Annotated in this window: 17 protein-coding genes; 5 read left to right on the top strand and 12 right to left on the bottom strand. The window is 40.0% G+C overall.

Translation table 11 applies throughout. From position 1 onward, the window contains the following. Nucleotides 1–57: 57 nt before the first annotated feature. From FCR2A7T_RS06680 to FCR2A7T_RS06650, 7 genes are all read right to left on the bottom strand, one after another. Nucleotides 58–501, bottom strand: a complete 444-nt coding sequence (locus FCR2A7T_RS06680) for a GNAT family N-acetyltransferase (protein ID WP_023570520.1) — start codon at nt 499–501, stop codon at nt 58–60. A gap of 2 nt (nt 502–503) precedes the next feature. Beyond that, a complete protein-coding gene (locus FCR2A7T_RS06675; RefSeq protein WP_023570519.1) occupies nt 504–1,208 on the bottom strand; it encodes an AAA family ATPase in 705 nt (234 codons plus the stop codon). Between the two features lie 16 nt (nt 1,209–1,224). Further along, nucleotides 1,225–1,452: a hypothetical protein gene (locus tag FCR2A7T_RS06670; RefSeq protein WP_023570517.1), complete on the bottom strand. Its 228-nt coding sequence runs from the start codon at nt 1,450–1,452 to the stop codon at nt 1,225–1,227. 96 nt (nt 1,453–1,548) lie between these two features. Further along, nucleotides 1,549–2,052, bottom strand: coding sequence for an RDD family protein (locus FCR2A7T_RS06665; RefSeq protein ID WP_023570516.1), 504 nt, complete (start codon nt 2,050–2,052; stop codon nt 1,549–1,551). 83 nt (nt 2,053–2,135) lie between these two features. Further along, the gene (locus FCR2A7T_RS06660) at nt 2,136–4,538 is read right to left on the bottom strand and encodes a ribonucleoside-diphosphate reductase subunit alpha (protein WP_023570515.1); all 2,403 of its coding nucleotides are present in this window, start codon (nt 4,536–4,538) and stop codon (nt 2,136–2,138) included. Between the two features lie 83 nt (nt 4,539–4,621). Beyond that, nucleotides 4,622–5,599, bottom strand: coding sequence for a ribonucleotide-diphosphate reductase subunit beta (locus FCR2A7T_RS06655; RefSeq protein ID WP_023570514.1), 978 nt, complete (start codon nt 5,597–5,599; stop codon nt 4,622–4,624). A gap of 268 nt (nt 5,600–5,867) precedes the next feature. Further along, entirely contained in the window at nt 5,868–6,434 is a 567-nt protein-coding gene (locus FCR2A7T_RS06650) for a DUF3109 family protein (RefSeq protein WP_035117815.1), read from the bottom strand. 132 nt (nt 6,435–6,566) lie between these two features. Here FCR2A7T_RS06650 and FCR2A7T_RS06645 point away from each other — a divergent pair, with 132 nt between their 5' ends. The 3 genes from FCR2A7T_RS06645 (at nt 6,567) to FCR2A7T_RS06635 (ending at nt 8,091) form a co-directional block, all read left to right on the top strand. Then, complete coding sequence (locus FCR2A7T_RS06645) at nt 6,567–7,142, top strand: MarC family protein (RefSeq protein WP_023570512.1); 576 nt, start codon at nt 6,567–6,569, stop codon at nt 7,140–7,142. 46 nt (nt 7,143–7,188) lie between these two features. Next, nucleotides 7,189–7,389, top strand: a complete 201-nt coding sequence (locus tag FCR2A7T_RS06640; protein WP_035117813.1) for a hypothetical protein — start codon at nt 7,189–7,191, stop codon at nt 7,387–7,389. Between the two features lie 93 nt (nt 7,390–7,482). Further along, nucleotides 7,483–8,091 (top strand): FAD-dependent oxidoreductase, encoded by a 609-nt coding sequence (locus FCR2A7T_RS06635; protein WP_023570510.1) that lies wholly within the window; start codon nt 7,483–7,485, stop codon nt 8,089–8,091. A gap of 45 nt (nt 8,092–8,136) precedes the next feature. On the opposite strand, the gene FCR2A7T_RS06630 is transcribed toward FCR2A7T_RS06635, so the two are convergent. The 4 genes from FCR2A7T_RS06630 to FCR2A7T_RS06615 are packed head-to-tail and all read right to left on the bottom strand — an operon-like array spanning nt 8,137 to nt 11,434. Next, nucleotides 8,137–9,711 carry a S41 family peptidase gene (locus tag FCR2A7T_RS06630; RefSeq protein ID WP_023570509.1) on the bottom strand — a complete coding sequence of 525 codons (1,575 nt, stop codon included), beginning with the start codon at nt 9,709–9,711 and terminating at the stop codon, nt 8,137–8,139. Between the two features lie 5 nt (nt 9,712–9,716). Further along, nucleotides 9,717–10,145 carry a deoxycytidylate deaminase gene (locus FCR2A7T_RS06625; RefSeq protein ID WP_023570508.1) on the bottom strand — a complete coding sequence of 143 codons (429 nt, stop codon included), beginning with the start codon at nt 10,143–10,145 and terminating at the stop codon, nt 9,717–9,719. Nucleotides 10,146–10,187: 42 nt separating this feature from the next. Next, nucleotides 10,188–10,844 carry a hypothetical protein gene (locus FCR2A7T_RS06620; protein WP_023570507.1) on the bottom strand — a complete coding sequence of 219 codons (657 nt, stop codon included), beginning with the start codon at nt 10,842–10,844 and terminating at the stop codon, nt 10,188–10,190. After that, nucleotides 10,841–11,434: a HupE/UreJ family protein gene (locus FCR2A7T_RS06615; protein WP_035117677.1), complete on the bottom strand. Its 594-nt coding sequence runs from the start codon at nt 11,432–11,434 to the stop codon at nt 10,841–10,843. Before FCR2A7T_RS06615 ends, FCR2A7T_RS06620 begins: the two co-directional genes overlap by 4 nt. Before the next feature lie 138 nt (nt 11,435–11,572). Here FCR2A7T_RS06615 and FCR2A7T_RS06610 point away from each other — a divergent pair, with 138 nt between their 5' ends. After that, nucleotides 11,573–12,004, top strand: coding sequence for a tellurite resistance TerB family protein (locus tag FCR2A7T_RS06610; RefSeq protein ID WP_023570506.1), 432 nt, complete (start codon nt 11,573–11,575; stop codon nt 12,002–12,004). 119 nt (nt 12,005–12,123) lie between these two features. Here the strand turns inward: FCR2A7T_RS06610 and fbp are convergent, their stop codons facing one another. After that, a complete protein-coding gene (gene fbp / locus FCR2A7T_RS06605; protein ID WP_023570505.1) occupies nt 12,124–13,131 on the bottom strand; it encodes a class 1 fructose-bisphosphatase in 1,008 nt (335 codons plus the stop codon). A gap of 224 nt (nt 13,132–13,355) precedes the next feature. Between fbp and FCR2A7T_RS06600 the strand changes: the two genes are divergently transcribed. Next, nucleotides 13,356–14,198 carry a M48 family metalloprotease gene (locus FCR2A7T_RS06600; RefSeq protein WP_023570504.1) on the top strand — a complete coding sequence of 281 codons (843 nt, stop codon included), beginning with the start codon at nt 13,356–13,358 and terminating at the stop codon, nt 14,196–14,198. Nucleotides 14,199–14,200 lie beyond the last annotated feature (2 nt).

The following is a 14,200-nucleotide window of genomic DNA, read 5'->3' as shown; positions in this document are numbered from 1 at the left end:
TAACCTAAAATTTGAAAATTTAGCGTTACGAATGTACAAATTGCAAACTAAAATCTGTTATATATTTTTTCGCATGCAAACGCTACTTGACACGCCGATGTATTGCCCGTAATTAGGCATAGCTTGGTAACCAAATTTTTTATACAACGCAATGGCGTTTTCCAATTTGAAAGAGGTTTCCAGAATACAGGACGTAAAGTGCAGTTCTTCCGCCCAACGTTCCAACTCCTCTAAAACCAAATGGGCAACCCCTTTGTTTCGGTGCTCCGGATGCACGAACATACGCTTAATTTCTCCGGTTTCGGAATCATACGTTTTGAGGGCGCCACAGCCTACCGGAAGAGCATCCTCATAACAAACAACTACATTTTTCAGGTAAATCTGATTGTATTGGGCAAAAAAATCTTTTTCATCCCCATCAATATCGATTAAATACGTATCGAACATTTGGGTAAGCATTTTAAAATCTGAATTATCCGAAGTGGTGCGAACGAGTTGCATGCTTAATGTAATTTATTGATTTCAGCCTGAATGATATTGTTTTTCACTTCTTTGAAAACATGATTTTTTGCTTCCGCAAAGGAAACGTCGTAAATACGTTCCAATTGGGTAAACTCTGAAGGATATTTAGCCAGCAAACGGTCATAATAACTGTCTAAAACGGCTTTGGAAGGCAATGTGAATTCCAGTTTCAGTTCAAAACGGCGCACCAAAGCTTCGTCAATCATTTGAATTTGATTGGTTGCGGCAATTAAAATGGATTTCTTCGGAAAATGGTCAATCAACTGTAAAATCGCATTTACCACACGCTTCATTTCGCTGTTGTCTTTGTTGTCGTAATCCCGAATTTGTCCCAACGAATCGAATTCATCAAAGAACAAAACAGCACTTTCGTAGTTGACTTCCTTAAACAAGCCTTCAATATTCTTAGCGGTTTCCCCCAATTTGGAAGAAACAATATTCGCCAGATTGACAATGATGATTTTTTTGTCTAATTTTTTCGCAATCGCCTTGGCCGTCATGGTTTTGCCACAGCCGGTTTTACCGTACAGCAACATTTTGTTCACCACCGGCAAATCGTATTTTTCCAACACATCACGGAATTGGTATTCTTTAAGAAACTGACTAATCTGCGCCGAAACCGCTTCGTTAAAAACCACTTCTTCCAGATTGACATTGCTGCGATCGGTAAAATACAAATTGCTCAAGGAAAGTAGGTTTTAGTTACTCTTTTTGGTTGGATAAAAAGAAATTGCGGGATTTCTTCGGGTACTGATCGTAACTTTTATCACTCGGATTTTCGATTACTGTTTTGATATTGATTTCGTCGCCCACTTTAAAATTGGCTTCGGTATATTGGTAATCTAATAAATATTCGCCACAGAAATAATTTCCGTTCGCGTCTTTTTCGATGATTCCGGTATACACCCCTTTTTTCTTATCTTTTGTCATGATTTTCATTTTAGAACAACAAAGGTACGAAGACCGAACCGATTTGCCGAAAAATAAAAACAGCCATCATTTTGTGACGGCTGTTTTTATTATGGTTTATTCCAGTTCCTGACCAATTTCATCGAACGAATTATGGATTCGCATTCTCTGCTCCAACAAATCTTTCTTGACCACATAAGTTTCCGAGATGGAATCATGCCATCCTCTGCCGGAATTCCCCAGAAAAGAAAAATGATTAAAGGGTATGATTCTACAAAAGGTTCTTTTGACGATTGTTCCAGCGGAAGGTTTTGATCCGTCTGCCATAACCACAACCGTTTTAGTAATGTATTTTGCTACTGATCTTGCAAACAAAATTTCGAAAAAAGAATAATAGAGAATCAATACAACAACCCCAAGCAGGTATTCTGTAAGTTTATCAATCGTGGCCAGCCAATTCAGAAACCCTTCAAAACCCAAAAACAGTGCAAGCGCAGCAAGAACGAATCCTAAACCGAATGTGAGTCCGTATTGCACCAGTAAATCGATAAAATAATTGACCAAACGCTGTCCTTGTGTCGCCAGCATGTCGTTGGTAACCCTGAATTGTGTACTTTCCATGAATTGTTTTTTTTGCTAATATAAGAAAAAAGCCATCGAATGATGGCTTTTTTTATTCTATACTCTATGTTCTTTTTCCCGATTTAAGACCCGCACATTTCGCAATCTTCAGGGCCGGCGTTTTTAGAACGCTCCAACATTGCTTTGAACTCGTCTTCGGTCATTGGCGCTGTTTCATTAGCCACTTCTGCTGCAACTGCAATCGGTTCAGCTTTCTTATCGTTATTCAATGTAAACTTGATGGCGTCTACGGCAGATTTCGTTCTTAAATAGTACATTCCCGTTTTCAATCCGGATTGCCATGCATAGAAATGCATTGACGTTAATTTCGAGAACGTAGCACCTTCCATGAACAAGTTCAATGACTGTGACTGGTCAATGAAATACCCACGCTGACGGGACATATCAATGATATCTTTCATACTCATTTCCCAAACGGTTTTGTACAATTCCTTGATATCCTGCGGAATGCCGTTGATATCCTGAATTGATCCATTGGCTCTCATGATTTCCTGTTTCAGATTTTCATTCCACAAACCTAAACCAACTAAATCCTGCAACAAGTGCTTATTCACAACAATAAACTCACCGGACAATACACGACGGGTGTAAATATTGGAAGTGTACGGCTCAAACGCCTCATTGTTTCCTAGAATTTGCGACGTAGAAGCCGTTGGCATCGGCGCCATTAACAACGAGTTACGCACTCCGTGTTCCATCACTTCTTTACGAAGTGAAGCCCAGTCCCAACGACCGCTTAAATCGCCATCGTTTAAGCCCCAAAGGTTGTATTGGAATTCTCCTTGTGAAATCGGAGACCCTTTAAATGTAGAGTACGGACCTTCTTCTTTTGCCATTTCCATGGAAGCGGTTACGGCTGCGAAATAAATCGTTTCGAAGATTTCCTGATTCAGTTTTTTAGCTTCATCCGACGTAAACGGCATTCTCAGTAAAATAAAAGCATCCGCCAAACCTTGCACGCCCAATCCAACCGGACGATGACGCATGTTCGAGTTTTCGGCTTCTTTTACCGGATAGTAGTTTCGGTCGATTACTTTATTTAAGTTTCGGGTAACACGTTTGGTTACGTCGAATAATAATTTGTGATTGAACTGCCCATTTTCAATAAACATCGGAAGGGAAATCGAAGCCAAATTACACACTGCGATTTCATCTGCAGACGTATATTCCAAAATCTCCGTACACAAGTTCGAAGAACGAATCGTACCTAAATTTTTCTGATTCGATTTACGGTTTGCTGCATCTTTATACAACATATACGGTGTTCCGGTTTCAATTTGCGATTCCAAAATTTTCTCCCAAAGTTCACGCGCCTTAATGGTTTTTCTACCTTTTCCGGCTTGCTCGTAAGCAACATACATCGCATCGAACTCATCCCCGTATACATCGTACAATCCCGGACATTCGTTCGGACACATTAGCGTCCAATGCGCATCGTCCTGCACACGTTTCATGAACAAGTCGTTCATCCACATCGCAAAGAACAAATCACGCGCACGCATTTCTTCTTTTCCGTGGTTTTTCTTCAAATCCAGGAAGTCAAAAATATCGGCATGCCAAGGCTCGATGTAAATCGCAAAACTTCCTTTACGTTTTCCTCCTCCTTGATCTACGTAACGCGCCGTGTCGTTGAAAACACGCAACATCGGTACGATTCCGTTTGAAGTTCCGTTAGTGCCGCGGATGTAAGATCCTGTTGCTCTTACATTATGAATAGACAAACCGATTCCTCCCGCGGATTGCGAGATTTTGGCCGTTTGTTTTAAAGTATCGTAAATTCCGTCGATACTGTCATCCTGCATGGTTAACAGGAAACAAGACGACATTTGTGCTTTTGGTGTTCCGGCGTTGAACAATGTTGGTGTTGCATGCGTAAAGAATTTCTTCGACATCAATTCGTACGTTTCAATCGCAGCAGGAATATCGTTTAGGTGAATCCCTACGGAAACACGCATTAACATGTGTTGCGGACGCTCTACAATTTGCCCGTTGATACGCAACAAATAGGAACGCTCCAAAGTTTTAAATCCGAAATAATCGTAATTGAAATCACGGTTGTAGATGATTGTTGAATCTAACAATTCGGCATTAGCCATAATCGCTTCATAAACCTCATCTGACAACAAAGGCGATTCCTGATTGGTTCTCGGATTTACATAATGATACATATCCGACATCGTTTCAGAAAACGATTTCTTGGTGTTTTTGTGCAAGTTGGAAACAGCAATACGTGCCGCCAATTGAGCATAATCCGGATGCGCAATCGTCATGGAAGCCGCAGTTTCAGCCGCTAAATTATCCAATTCTGAAGTGGTAACTCCGTCATACAAACCTTCAATAACGCGCATGGCTACTTTTACCGGATCAACCAAATCGTTTAATCCGTAGCATAGAATTCTCACTCGGTCCGTAATCTTGTCGAACATTACCGGCTCTCTTCTTCCGTCTCTTTTTACTACATTCATCTTGTTATTGTTTTGAAGGTTTTATATATAATGGGCAAAGCCCTGAATTTTCTTTTTTAATCTTCCCTTTCAGTCGATACTTTTTAAAAATCGGCGTCGAAACTGATCTTCTGTGATTCGCTGTCATTGTTCAAAACACCAGCTTTTTGGTATTCTGACACTCGTTTTTCGAAGAAATTTGTTTTTCCCTGAAGCGAAATCATGTCCATGAAATCAAACGGATTGGACGAGTTGTACACTCTTTCACATCCCAATTCCACCAGCAATCGGTCTGCCACGAACTCTAAATATTGTGTCATTAAAGTGGCATTCATCCCGATTAAACTCACGGGAAGCGATTCAGTAATAAATTCTCTCTCAATATTTAAAGCGTCCACAATAATATCGGTGATTCTGGCTTTCGGTACTTTATTTACCAAATGGTGGTTGTGCAGGTGAACGGCGAAATCACAGTGCACACCTTCATCGCGGGAAATCAACTCATTGGAAAAGGTCAACCCCGGCATTAATCCACGTTTTTTCAACCAGTAAATCGAACAGAATGCTCCCGAGAAGAAAATCCCTTCCACTGCTGCAAACGCGATTAGTCTTTCGGCAAACGAATCCGATTCGATCCATTTTAGTGCCCAGTCGGCTTTCTTTTTGATTGCCGGAAACACTTCTATGGCGTGGAACAATTGATTTTTCTCTTCTTCGTTTTTCACATACGTATCAATCAGCAACGAATAGGTTTCGCTGTGAATGTTTTCCATCATAATTTGGAATCCGTAGAAAAATTTCGCTTCGGCATATTGCACTTCATTTACGAAATTTTCGGCTAGATTCTCATTAACGATTCCGTCCGAAGCAGCGAAAAACGCTAATATATGTTTGATGAAATATTTCTCATCATCATTCAGCTTTGTATTCCAATCCGATAAATCCTGGTGCAGATCAATTTCTTCCGCGGTCCAGAAACTTGCCTCCATTTTTTTATACCATTCCCAGATATCATTGTGTTTGATAGGAAAAATTACAAAACGATCTTTGTTTTCTTGCAATATAGGCTCGACTACAGACATAGTATCTTGACTTTTATACGATTAAAAAATTGATTATTTAACTAGATTGGGGTTTACAAAGATTGTCATTTGAATTGTAAAATGAAAGTCAAACTTATTCACAATTAAGCCGAGTTTTTAACAATGGAGAATTTTCTTTCGATTGAAAAATCACATTACAAAATTCTGATTTCCAACAAATTACAAAAGAGGAATTTTCTGAACATTCGTTGCGAACGGCAGTAAAATCATTGGCTGAAAGCCATTTGAACGGATGAAATAATACGAGCTACTTTTTGTATTCTTCGGCTACTTTTTCCAATTCGGCATACCATTCGGAACCGAATTTTCGAACCAGTGCTTCTTTGACAAATTTGTACACCGGAACTTCCAATTCTTTCCCCAGCGAGCAGGCATCGTCACAAATGTGCCATTTATGATAGTTCACTGCCGAAAAATCGGAAAACTCTTTGACTCTCACAGGATATAAATGACAGGAAACCGGTTTTTTCCAGTCGACCAAACCTTGATTATAAGCTTGTTCGATACCGCAAAGCGCCGTTGGTCCGTCAAAAATCACATATGCACAATCGGCACCGTCAATCAGTGTCGTTTCCAACTCGCCGTCTTCACCTACTACTGAAGTTCCCTGAGCTTCGATGGCGGCAATCCCTTCCGGACGTAAAAAAGGTTTTACTTTCGGATAAATTTCAGCTAAAATTTTAGTTTCTTCTTCCGTTAAAGGAGCACCTGCATCGCCGTCTACACAACACGCGCCTTTACAGGCAGACAAATTGCAGACAAATTCTTTTTCTAAAATTTCTTCCGATACGATGGTTTTCCCTAACTGAAACATAATTACAACTTCTATTTGCCGCAAAGTTACAAAGTTTAAAACCATAATTCCCGAAATGACAAAAATTAACGATTTATTAGTTATTTTAGCTCCATAAAGAAATACTTTTGCACCTTCAAAAAACGACACACTATGGGATTTGACTGGAAAGAAATTTTAACCATTGGAATGGTACTTTTTGCTGTAATTGATATTGTGGGAACCATTCCGATTATCGTGGACTTAAGATCCAAAGTAGGTCATATTCAATCGGAAAAAGCCTCGATTGTTTCCGGAATCATCATGATTACCTTTCTTTTTGTGGGAGAAGAAATTTTGAAATTCATGGGGGTTGATGTAAAATCATTTGCCGTTGCCGGAGCCTTCATTTTGTTCTTTCTGGCCCTTGAAATGATTTTAGGCATCACCCTTTACAAAGACGAAGAGCCCAGCACGGCTTCCATCGTGCCGTTAGCCTTTCCTTTAATTGCCGGAGCAGGAACAATGACCACATTACTATCGCTTCGTGCCCAATACCAAACTATTAATATTGTGGTAGCGATTCTGATCAATATCATTATTGTATATATCGTTTTAAAATCGTCTTCAAAAATTGAAAAAGCCCTTGGCAAAAATGGCCTTGGCGTGATTCGAAAAGTCTTTGGCGTCATTCTCTTGGCAATTGCTGTTAAATTATTTGCCGGTAATGTTAAAGGTTTGTTTGTTTAACCTGAATTTTACTAATTTCACACCTTGTTTGATAAATCTAATGAAGATGAAAGTTTTTACCTATGTTTTGATTGCCCTGGCCCTGGGTCTGATAATTTTCAACATTACGTTGCTTGATTTCCAGAATCTTTTTGAAGGAAACAGTCTGATTGCACTTATCGGAATTGCTGCCTCGCTTTGTGCGGTTTGCATTTTACTTATTTTCCGCATGTCGAAAATGATTGACGAAAAAACCAGAGGCAACTAGTCCGCAGACGGGAGTAATCAGTTTGCAGAAAGCATCTTTATAAATCCCAAGAAGGATTCATTCTTTAGAAATCGTAAATTCCAAAAAACAACCATGTTTGACGTACTGATTATTGGCGGCGGTGTTTCGGGAGTTTCCTGTGCCTTAATTTTGGGATCTGCCCATAAAAAAGCTTTTGCTGTCGATAAAAAAATCGGGATCATCACCCATCAAAAAGCTTCTTCGCTTCAGGATGCGGTATTTCACAACGCTTACGGCATTTCCAACGGAAAACTGGGCTCGGAAATCCTAACCGAAAGCACCCAACATTTAGCCGACGCTTACCCTCATATTGAACAGCTTGCAAACGAGAAAGTCATTTCCGTAACCGGTACAGCCGGAAACTTCACCATTACCACAAATAAAAATACGTACGCTTCAAAAATCATCGTGGTTGCCATTGGCGCTTCCAATTTGTTTGCCATTGAAGGACTGACACAGTATATCGAACCCCATAAAAAATCAATCGCTGAGAAAAACCGCATTCAGCTTAAAAACAACGATCATAAAGTTGCCGAAGGCATTTATGTTTGCGGAACCCTTGCCGGGCACAGAAGTCAGCTTTCCATTGCCGCCGGAAGTGGCGCAGCCGTTGCAACCGACATTTTGGTTTTGTGGAATGACGGAATGGAAACCCATAGTCACGACAGCATCAGAAAATAGTAGGCAGTCATCAGTAGCAGTCTGCAGAATTTTACTTATTCCTTTTTACTTTCTACCAAGAACCGCTTTGACCATCGCGTCTTCTTTGAGCACAATCTGAAAATACTTATTCTCATCAAACAACTGACGTGCGAATTCGGCAGCGATATAGCGTTTCACTACAGGTTTTTGAGCCTCCAGATTAAAAATCAGTCCGCTTTTAGCAATATAGCTTTTAAAATTATTGAAGTACGCATCGGTCGCATTTAGTTTTGCAACCATTTGCGGAAAAGTAAGCCCTTGAAACGCTTTTCGGTCTTTGTCCAATTGTTCAAACACAAAATAGCTCATCAGTCCGGATTGCATCAGCATCCCTAATGCTTCATCGCCGTGACTGCCTTCAATCGGTACGAAAATATCCGGAATAATTCCGCCGCCGCCATAAACGATTCTTCCTTTTTTGGTTTTGAATTTCAAACTATCAGCCACCTTAATACTGTCGGCCGCAAAAAGTTCACCGCTCACAAAACGTTTTTCGAAATCACTGAAATACTCGTCTGTTCCGTGATTGTAAGGCTTTTGAATGGAACGACCGGAAGGCGTATAATAGCGCGCAACGGTCAATCGAACCGCTGAACCATCACCCAAAGGCATTTCTTTCTGCACCAGTCCTTTTCCGAAAGAACGACGTCCGACAATAGTTCCCCTGTCGTTATCCTGAATGGCTCCCGCCAGAATTTCACTTGCTGAAGCGGAATTTTCATTGATTAGAATATAGAGTTTCCCGTTTTCAAAATTCCCCTCTTCGGTAGCCAACGTTTTATCGATGTTCCCTTTTTTGTTTTTGGTTTTAACTATCAATTCGTTGTCTTTCAGGAATTCATCGGCAATATCCGCCGCCATTTCCATATAACCGCCGCCGTTGTCTCTTAAATCGACAATTAATTCGGTAGCGCCCAGTTTTTTCAGCTCCAACAAACCGTTGTGAAATTCCTTGTAGGTAGTTTCGGCAAACCGATTGATTTTGATATAGCCCGTTTTATTATTCAGCATAATGGCAATATCCACACTCTTTATGGGTACTACGCCACGGGTAATGGTGACTTTGAATTTTTTTTGTTCCGATTTACGGTAAATGGTCAGATTTACTTTGGAACCTTCTTCCCCTTTTAGCTTGGAAAACAAGCTGTCCGAAGGCAGTTTCCTTCCGAAAAGTTTCGAAGTACCGGCATATAAAATACGATCGCCGGCTTTCAATCCTGCTGCTTCCGACGGACCGTTTTCAATAGGTTTGATAATCGCCACCGAATCGTTGTACATGTAAAAATTAACACCGATGCCCACAAAATCACCTTTCATGCTTTGCGTCACCTGCTCCATTTCATTTTTAGCAATGTATACCGAATGCGGATCCAGTTTTTCCAGAATGCCGTTCACGGTCAAATCGACTATCGAATCGGTATTCACATCATCAACATACTCACTTTCGATTAATTCCATAAGCTTGTTGAGCTTGCTTCGGTTCGCATTGGCCGTAAAATTTCTTCCCGGTCCTGAAAAATTCAGGTAACCGCCAATCAGTACGCCCACCGCTAAAGCCGTTGCTAAAATAATCGGTAAGTATAGTTTTTTAATTCGCATCGTTTTTATTCCAATTCGGTAATAATATCAACCTCAACACCCGCTTTTCTTAAGAATTCTAATCCGGAATCGTCCTTATAACCTTCATGATACACCACACGTTTCACACCCGACTGGTGAATCAGTTTGCTGCATTCCTTACAGGGCGACAACGTAATATACAATGTTGCTCCTTCACACGATTGGGTGGAACGGGCCACTTTTGAAATCGCATTGGCTTCGGCATGCAGCACATACCATTTTGTCAATCCTTCCTGATCTTCACAACAGTTTTCAAAACCGGTTGGTGTGCCGTTGTAACCGTCGGAAATAATCATTCTGTCTTTCACAATAATCGCGCCGACTTTTTTACGCTGGCAATAGGACAACTGTCCCCATTCTTTCGCGATTCGTAAATAGGCTTTATCGTATTTTTCTTTTTTCTTTTCTTTCATATCTTAACACACACGATGCTTTAAAACATTGTGCTTTTATCTTTATCTTTTATTCCAAAGCGCCAGTTTTGCTTTCAGATCCTTGTATTCTTCTGCGAAAGCGCCGTCCAGTGTCCCGAATTTGGTTTCAAAATCCAAAAAGTATTTTCTGGCTTTCTCACTATTGGAAATGGCGGCAACAAACAACTTATTGCACAACACCATTGTCTCATCATTCAATTTAGCATCTGCTTTTTCAAATGCTTTCAAAACCTGTTGAATCTGATTTTGAGTATACTTTTTTATTCCTTTATTGATTTGAAAAATACGTTGGAGCTTGGCACCAGAATAATAAAAAGTCTCGGTAGACCAAACAAAATCCCTGTATTCATAATCATTTCCCAGCGGCAATGGGAGTAATGTTTCGATATTTAATTTATCATTTGAAAATCGGGTAAGACATGTAGCAGTAGCCCCCCAGAATTCAATGATTTTATCGCTTCCGCATTCCGAAATTACGAACTCGGAATAATAGCTTTTATCATCGATAATTTCTTTATAACCACAAAGAGCGATTTGCCTGTTATTTGAAAATGAAAAAATAGTATCCGATTTCTGAAAAGATGTCACCTCCGATTTCGGACAAAAACACTCCGCTTTTGACTGGCTGAATCCCATCGCAGAAAGTAAAAAACATAGTATTATCAGGTATTTTTTCATCGGTTCCAAATCTCACTATTAATAATCATGGGCAACACCACACCAATTACAAAGGCCGAAATCACCAAAGACCAATCGCGTTTTGAAAACCTGAAAAACGTTTGTACGATATAAGAAAGGATCAGAACGGTCAATACAATTATGATTTGCGCCACTTCAATGCCAACGGCAAACTCCAGCAACGGTATCAATTTATCCGAAGCACTTCCCGGCAAAATGGTTTTGAAATAATTGGAAAAACCCAAACCATGAATGATTCCGAAGAACACCGTAACCAAGGCCACAAAAGTAATACTCTCCTGTTTTCCAGACTTCCCTGCTGTAAACAAATGAAAAAATGCGGTGATTAAAATCGTAATGGGTATCAGGAATTCGACCAGACCCGGTTTGATATACACCACTCCGTAAACCGAAAGAATCAAAGCCAATGTATGACCGATGGTAAATAAAGAAACCAATATAAATACCCTTTTCCAGTCCTTAAAAGCATAAGGCGTAACCAAAGCAATCAGAAACAACACATGGTCATAGGCATTAATGTCCAACACATGATGCAGACCAATATTGAAATACGTTAGAAATTCCGACATTTTAAACAGTTTAAAGATTGGGTATTCAAACTTACAATTTATTTTGATAATTGCTTTCTTCCGTTAAGAAAAGCTTATCAATTTAATCTGAAAGCAACAGAAAATTCGTAAATTTGAGTTTCACTAAAACATACAGCTATGTCATTTTCAGATTTATTCGACAGCGAATTCAAAAGTCGCAACAAAGGGCATTTTTCGGCAATTGTAAGAGTGGCAATAGCCGATGGTGATTTAAGCATTGAAGAGAAAACTTTTCTCGATAAACTTGCTGTTAAACTGGAGATTTCTCAGGAAGAGTATGAAGAAATTCTCGAAAACCCAATGAAATATCCCATCAACGCGCCATCACTTTATCTTCAGCGACTGGAACGGTTGTATGATTTATCCAGAATGGTCTATGCCGACAATGTTTTAGGTCCAAGACAAAAAGAGATTCTCACAAAGTTCGCGTTAGCGCTGGGTTTCACCCCGGGCAACGTGAGTCTGATTGTGGAAAAAGCCTTATCGCTTTTAATTCTGCATGTGGATTTGGATACGTTTATTTATGAAATGCAGCATATGAATAAATAGAGTGGCTGAGTGGCTGAGTGGCTGAGTGCAAAAATAAAATAAAATAAAAAAGGCGTAAAAAACCATGGTTTTTTACGCCTTTTTATTCGCAAAATTTACTACTTTATAACTCAGCAACTTTATTTATATTTTGCCATAAATTCTTCGGCTTTTGCCACCATGTTTTTGCTTCCGCAGAAAAACGGCACACGTTGGTGCAATTCTGTCGGTTTAATTTCCATGATTCTTCCGTAACCGTCTGAAGCTTTTCCTCCGGCCTGTTCTGCGATGAACGCCATTGGATTGCATTCGTACAACAAACGCAATTTTCCGTTGGGCGCTTTGGAACTTGTCGGATAAATATACACGCCGCCTTTAATCATGTTACGGTGGAAATCGGAAACCAAACTACCAATGTAACGCGAAGTATACGGTCGGTCGCCTTCTTCCATCTGACAATATTTAATATAATCTTTCACGCCTTGCGGAAAATGAATGTAGTTTCCTTCGTTCACCGAATAAATTTTACCATCCGCACTGTATTGCATGTTCGGGTGCGACAAATAAAAAGTTCCGATGGCCGGATTCAGTGTAAATCCGTTAACCCCATGACCAGTGGTGTACACCAGCATGGTTGATGTTCCGTAAATCACATATCCTGCTGCCACCTGTTGGTCGCCCGGTTGTAAAAAATCTTCCAGCGTTACCGGTGTTCCCACTGGCGTTACTCTTCGGTAAACCGAAAAAATAGTACCTACCGAAACATTTACGTCAATATTGGAAGAACCGTCCAACGGATCCATCAATACCACATATTTGTTATTGTCATCCCCTGCTTTTCCGTGAACCGTTATAAAATCATCGTTTTCTTCCGAAGCAATTCCGCAAACGATTTCACGGTTAATCAACGTCTGAATAAAAACCTCATTCGCGTAAACATCCAATTTCTGCTGATCTTCACCCTGAATATTCTGTTCGCCTGCAGCACCCACAATATCCACCAAACCCGCTTTATTTACTTTGTAATTTACAACTTTCGCTGCCAAACGAATGGCATTGATAATTCGGGATAATTCTCCTGAAGAATATTTAAATTCTTCCTGTTTTTCGATGATGTATTCACCTAACGTTTTATTGCGTTCTTTCATGATTGTTGTGTTGCGTTTCCGTATGCAAATATTGTTTATAATTTTTGATTTTCACTAAATCTGGTAAAGAAAATCGTTTTCGAAAAAAATCTACCGTAAAGTTATTTTATATTTGAATCAAAATTCAGAAAACTGAAATCAGTACACCAAAACGCAACCGTAAAAGCAGCTATTTTGGCACATAAATTGCAAATAAGCACATTAAAAATAATAAAATCTCACAAATGAAAAAAAAGACCTTATTTATAGCACTTGCTTCCTTAGTAATGGGAATGACTCAAGCCAACGCACAAATTAATCTTGGGGAAAAAGCTTTGGGAGCCGTTCAGAAAGGGGTAACAGGATTTACGTTCAGTGATGCGGATGCCGCGGCCTTATCCAAAGACGCGGTTATAAAAATGGACAAGGAAAATCCGGTGGCCGATGACAAAGATCCGTACACCATCCGATTGAAAAAAGTTTTTGGAAAACACGCTGCCGAAAACGGCATGACTTTAAACTTTAAAGTATACAAACTAAAAGAAGTGAATGCTTTCGCTACTGCCGATGGAAGTGTACGCGTTTATTCCGGATTAATGGACATCATGGACGACAACGAATTGCTGGCCGTAATCGGTCATGAAATCGGACACGTGGCCAACCACGACAGTCGTGATGCGGTTAAAGCAGCCTACAAAAAAGAAGCGTTGCTTGATGCTGCGGCTTCACAATCTGATAAGGTAGCTGCAGTTACCGACAGCCAGTTGGGTAAAATCGGAAACGCAATGATTGACAGTAAACACAGCCGTAAACAAGAATCGGAAGCCGATATGTATTCGTATGATTTCATGAAACGTCATGGTTACAATGTGAACGCGGTGGAATCTGCTTTTAATATTTTAGCCAAATTGAGCGAAGGAAAAGAAGCTTCGTTCTTCGAAAGAATGTTGAGTTCCCACCCCGACTCTAAAGAAAGAGCTGCGGAAGCCAAGGCAAGAGCGGAAAAAGACGGTTTATACAAACCGTATGTAAAACAAACTGCGAAACCGGCAACCGCTAAGAAAACGACTAAGAAAAAGAAAAAATAATT

This window comes from Flavobacterium cauense R2A-7 (assembly GCF_000498475.1).
In the GTDB taxonomy this organism is placed as follows: domain Bacteria; phylum Bacteroidota; class Bacteroidia; order Flavobacteriales; family Flavobacteriaceae; genus Flavobacterium; species Flavobacterium cauense.
Note: the sequence above shows the minus strand (reverse complement) of the source record. Positions and strands in the feature narration are given on the sequence as shown.

Coding starts and splice junctions, on each gene's coding strand:
- FCR2A7T_RS06625 (WP_023570508.1), bottom strand. CDS start 10,145: ATGAAAGAAAAGAAAAAAGAAAAATACGATAAAGCCTATTTACGAATC.
- FCR2A7T_RS06645 (WP_023570512.1), top strand. CDS start 6,567: ATGGGATTTGACTGGAAAGAAATTTTAACCATTGGAATGGTACTTTTT.
- FCR2A7T_RS06630 (WP_023570509.1), bottom strand. CDS start 9,711: ATGCGAATTAAAAAACTATACTTACCGATTATTTTAGCAACGGCTTTA.
- FCR2A7T_RS06610 (WP_023570506.1), top strand. CDS start 11,573: ATGTCATTTTCAGATTTATTCGACAGCGAATTCAAAAGTCGCAACAAA.
- FCR2A7T_RS06660 (WP_023570515.1), bottom strand. CDS start 4,538: ATGAATGTAGTAAAAAGAGACGGAAGAAGAGAGCCGGTAATGTTCGAC.
- FCR2A7T_RS06650 (WP_035117815.1), bottom strand. CDS start 6,434: ATGTTTCAGTTAGGGAAAACCATCGTATCGGAAGAAATTTTAGAAAAA.
- FCR2A7T_RS06670 (WP_023570517.1), bottom strand. CDS start 1,452: ATGACAAAAGATAAGAAAAAAGGGGTGTATACCGGAATCATCGAAAAA.
- FCR2A7T_RS06680 (WP_023570520.1), bottom strand. CDS start 501: ATGCAACTCGTTCGCACCACTTCGGATAATTCAGATTTTAAAATGCTT.
- FCR2A7T_RS06615 (WP_035117677.1), bottom strand. CDS start 11,434: ATGTCGGAATTTCTAACGTATTTCAATATTGGTCTGCATCATGTGTTG.
- fbp (WP_023570505.1), bottom strand. CDS start 13,131: ATGAAAGAACGCAATAAAACGTTAGGTGAATACATCATCGAAAAACAG.
- FCR2A7T_RS06640 (WP_035117813.1), top strand. CDS start 7,189: ATGAAAGTTTTTACCTATGTTTTGATTGCCCTGGCCCTGGGTCTGATA.
- FCR2A7T_RS06620 (WP_023570507.1), bottom strand. CDS start 10,844: ATGAAAAAATACCTGATAATACTATGTTTTTTACTTTCTGCGATGGGA.
- FCR2A7T_RS06665 (WP_023570516.1), bottom strand. CDS start 2,052: ATGGAAAGTACACAATTCAGGGTTACCAACGACATGCTGGCGACACAA.
- FCR2A7T_RS06600 (WP_023570504.1), top strand. CDS start 13,356: ATGAAAAAAAAGACCTTATTTATAGCACTTGCTTCCTTAGTAATGGGA.
- FCR2A7T_RS06655 (WP_023570514.1), bottom strand. CDS start 5,599: ATGTCTGTAGTCGAGCCTATATTGCAAGAAAACAAAGATCGTTTTGTA.
- FCR2A7T_RS06635 (WP_023570510.1), top strand. CDS start 7,483: ATGTTTGACGTACTGATTATTGGCGGCGGTGTTTCGGGAGTTTCCTGT.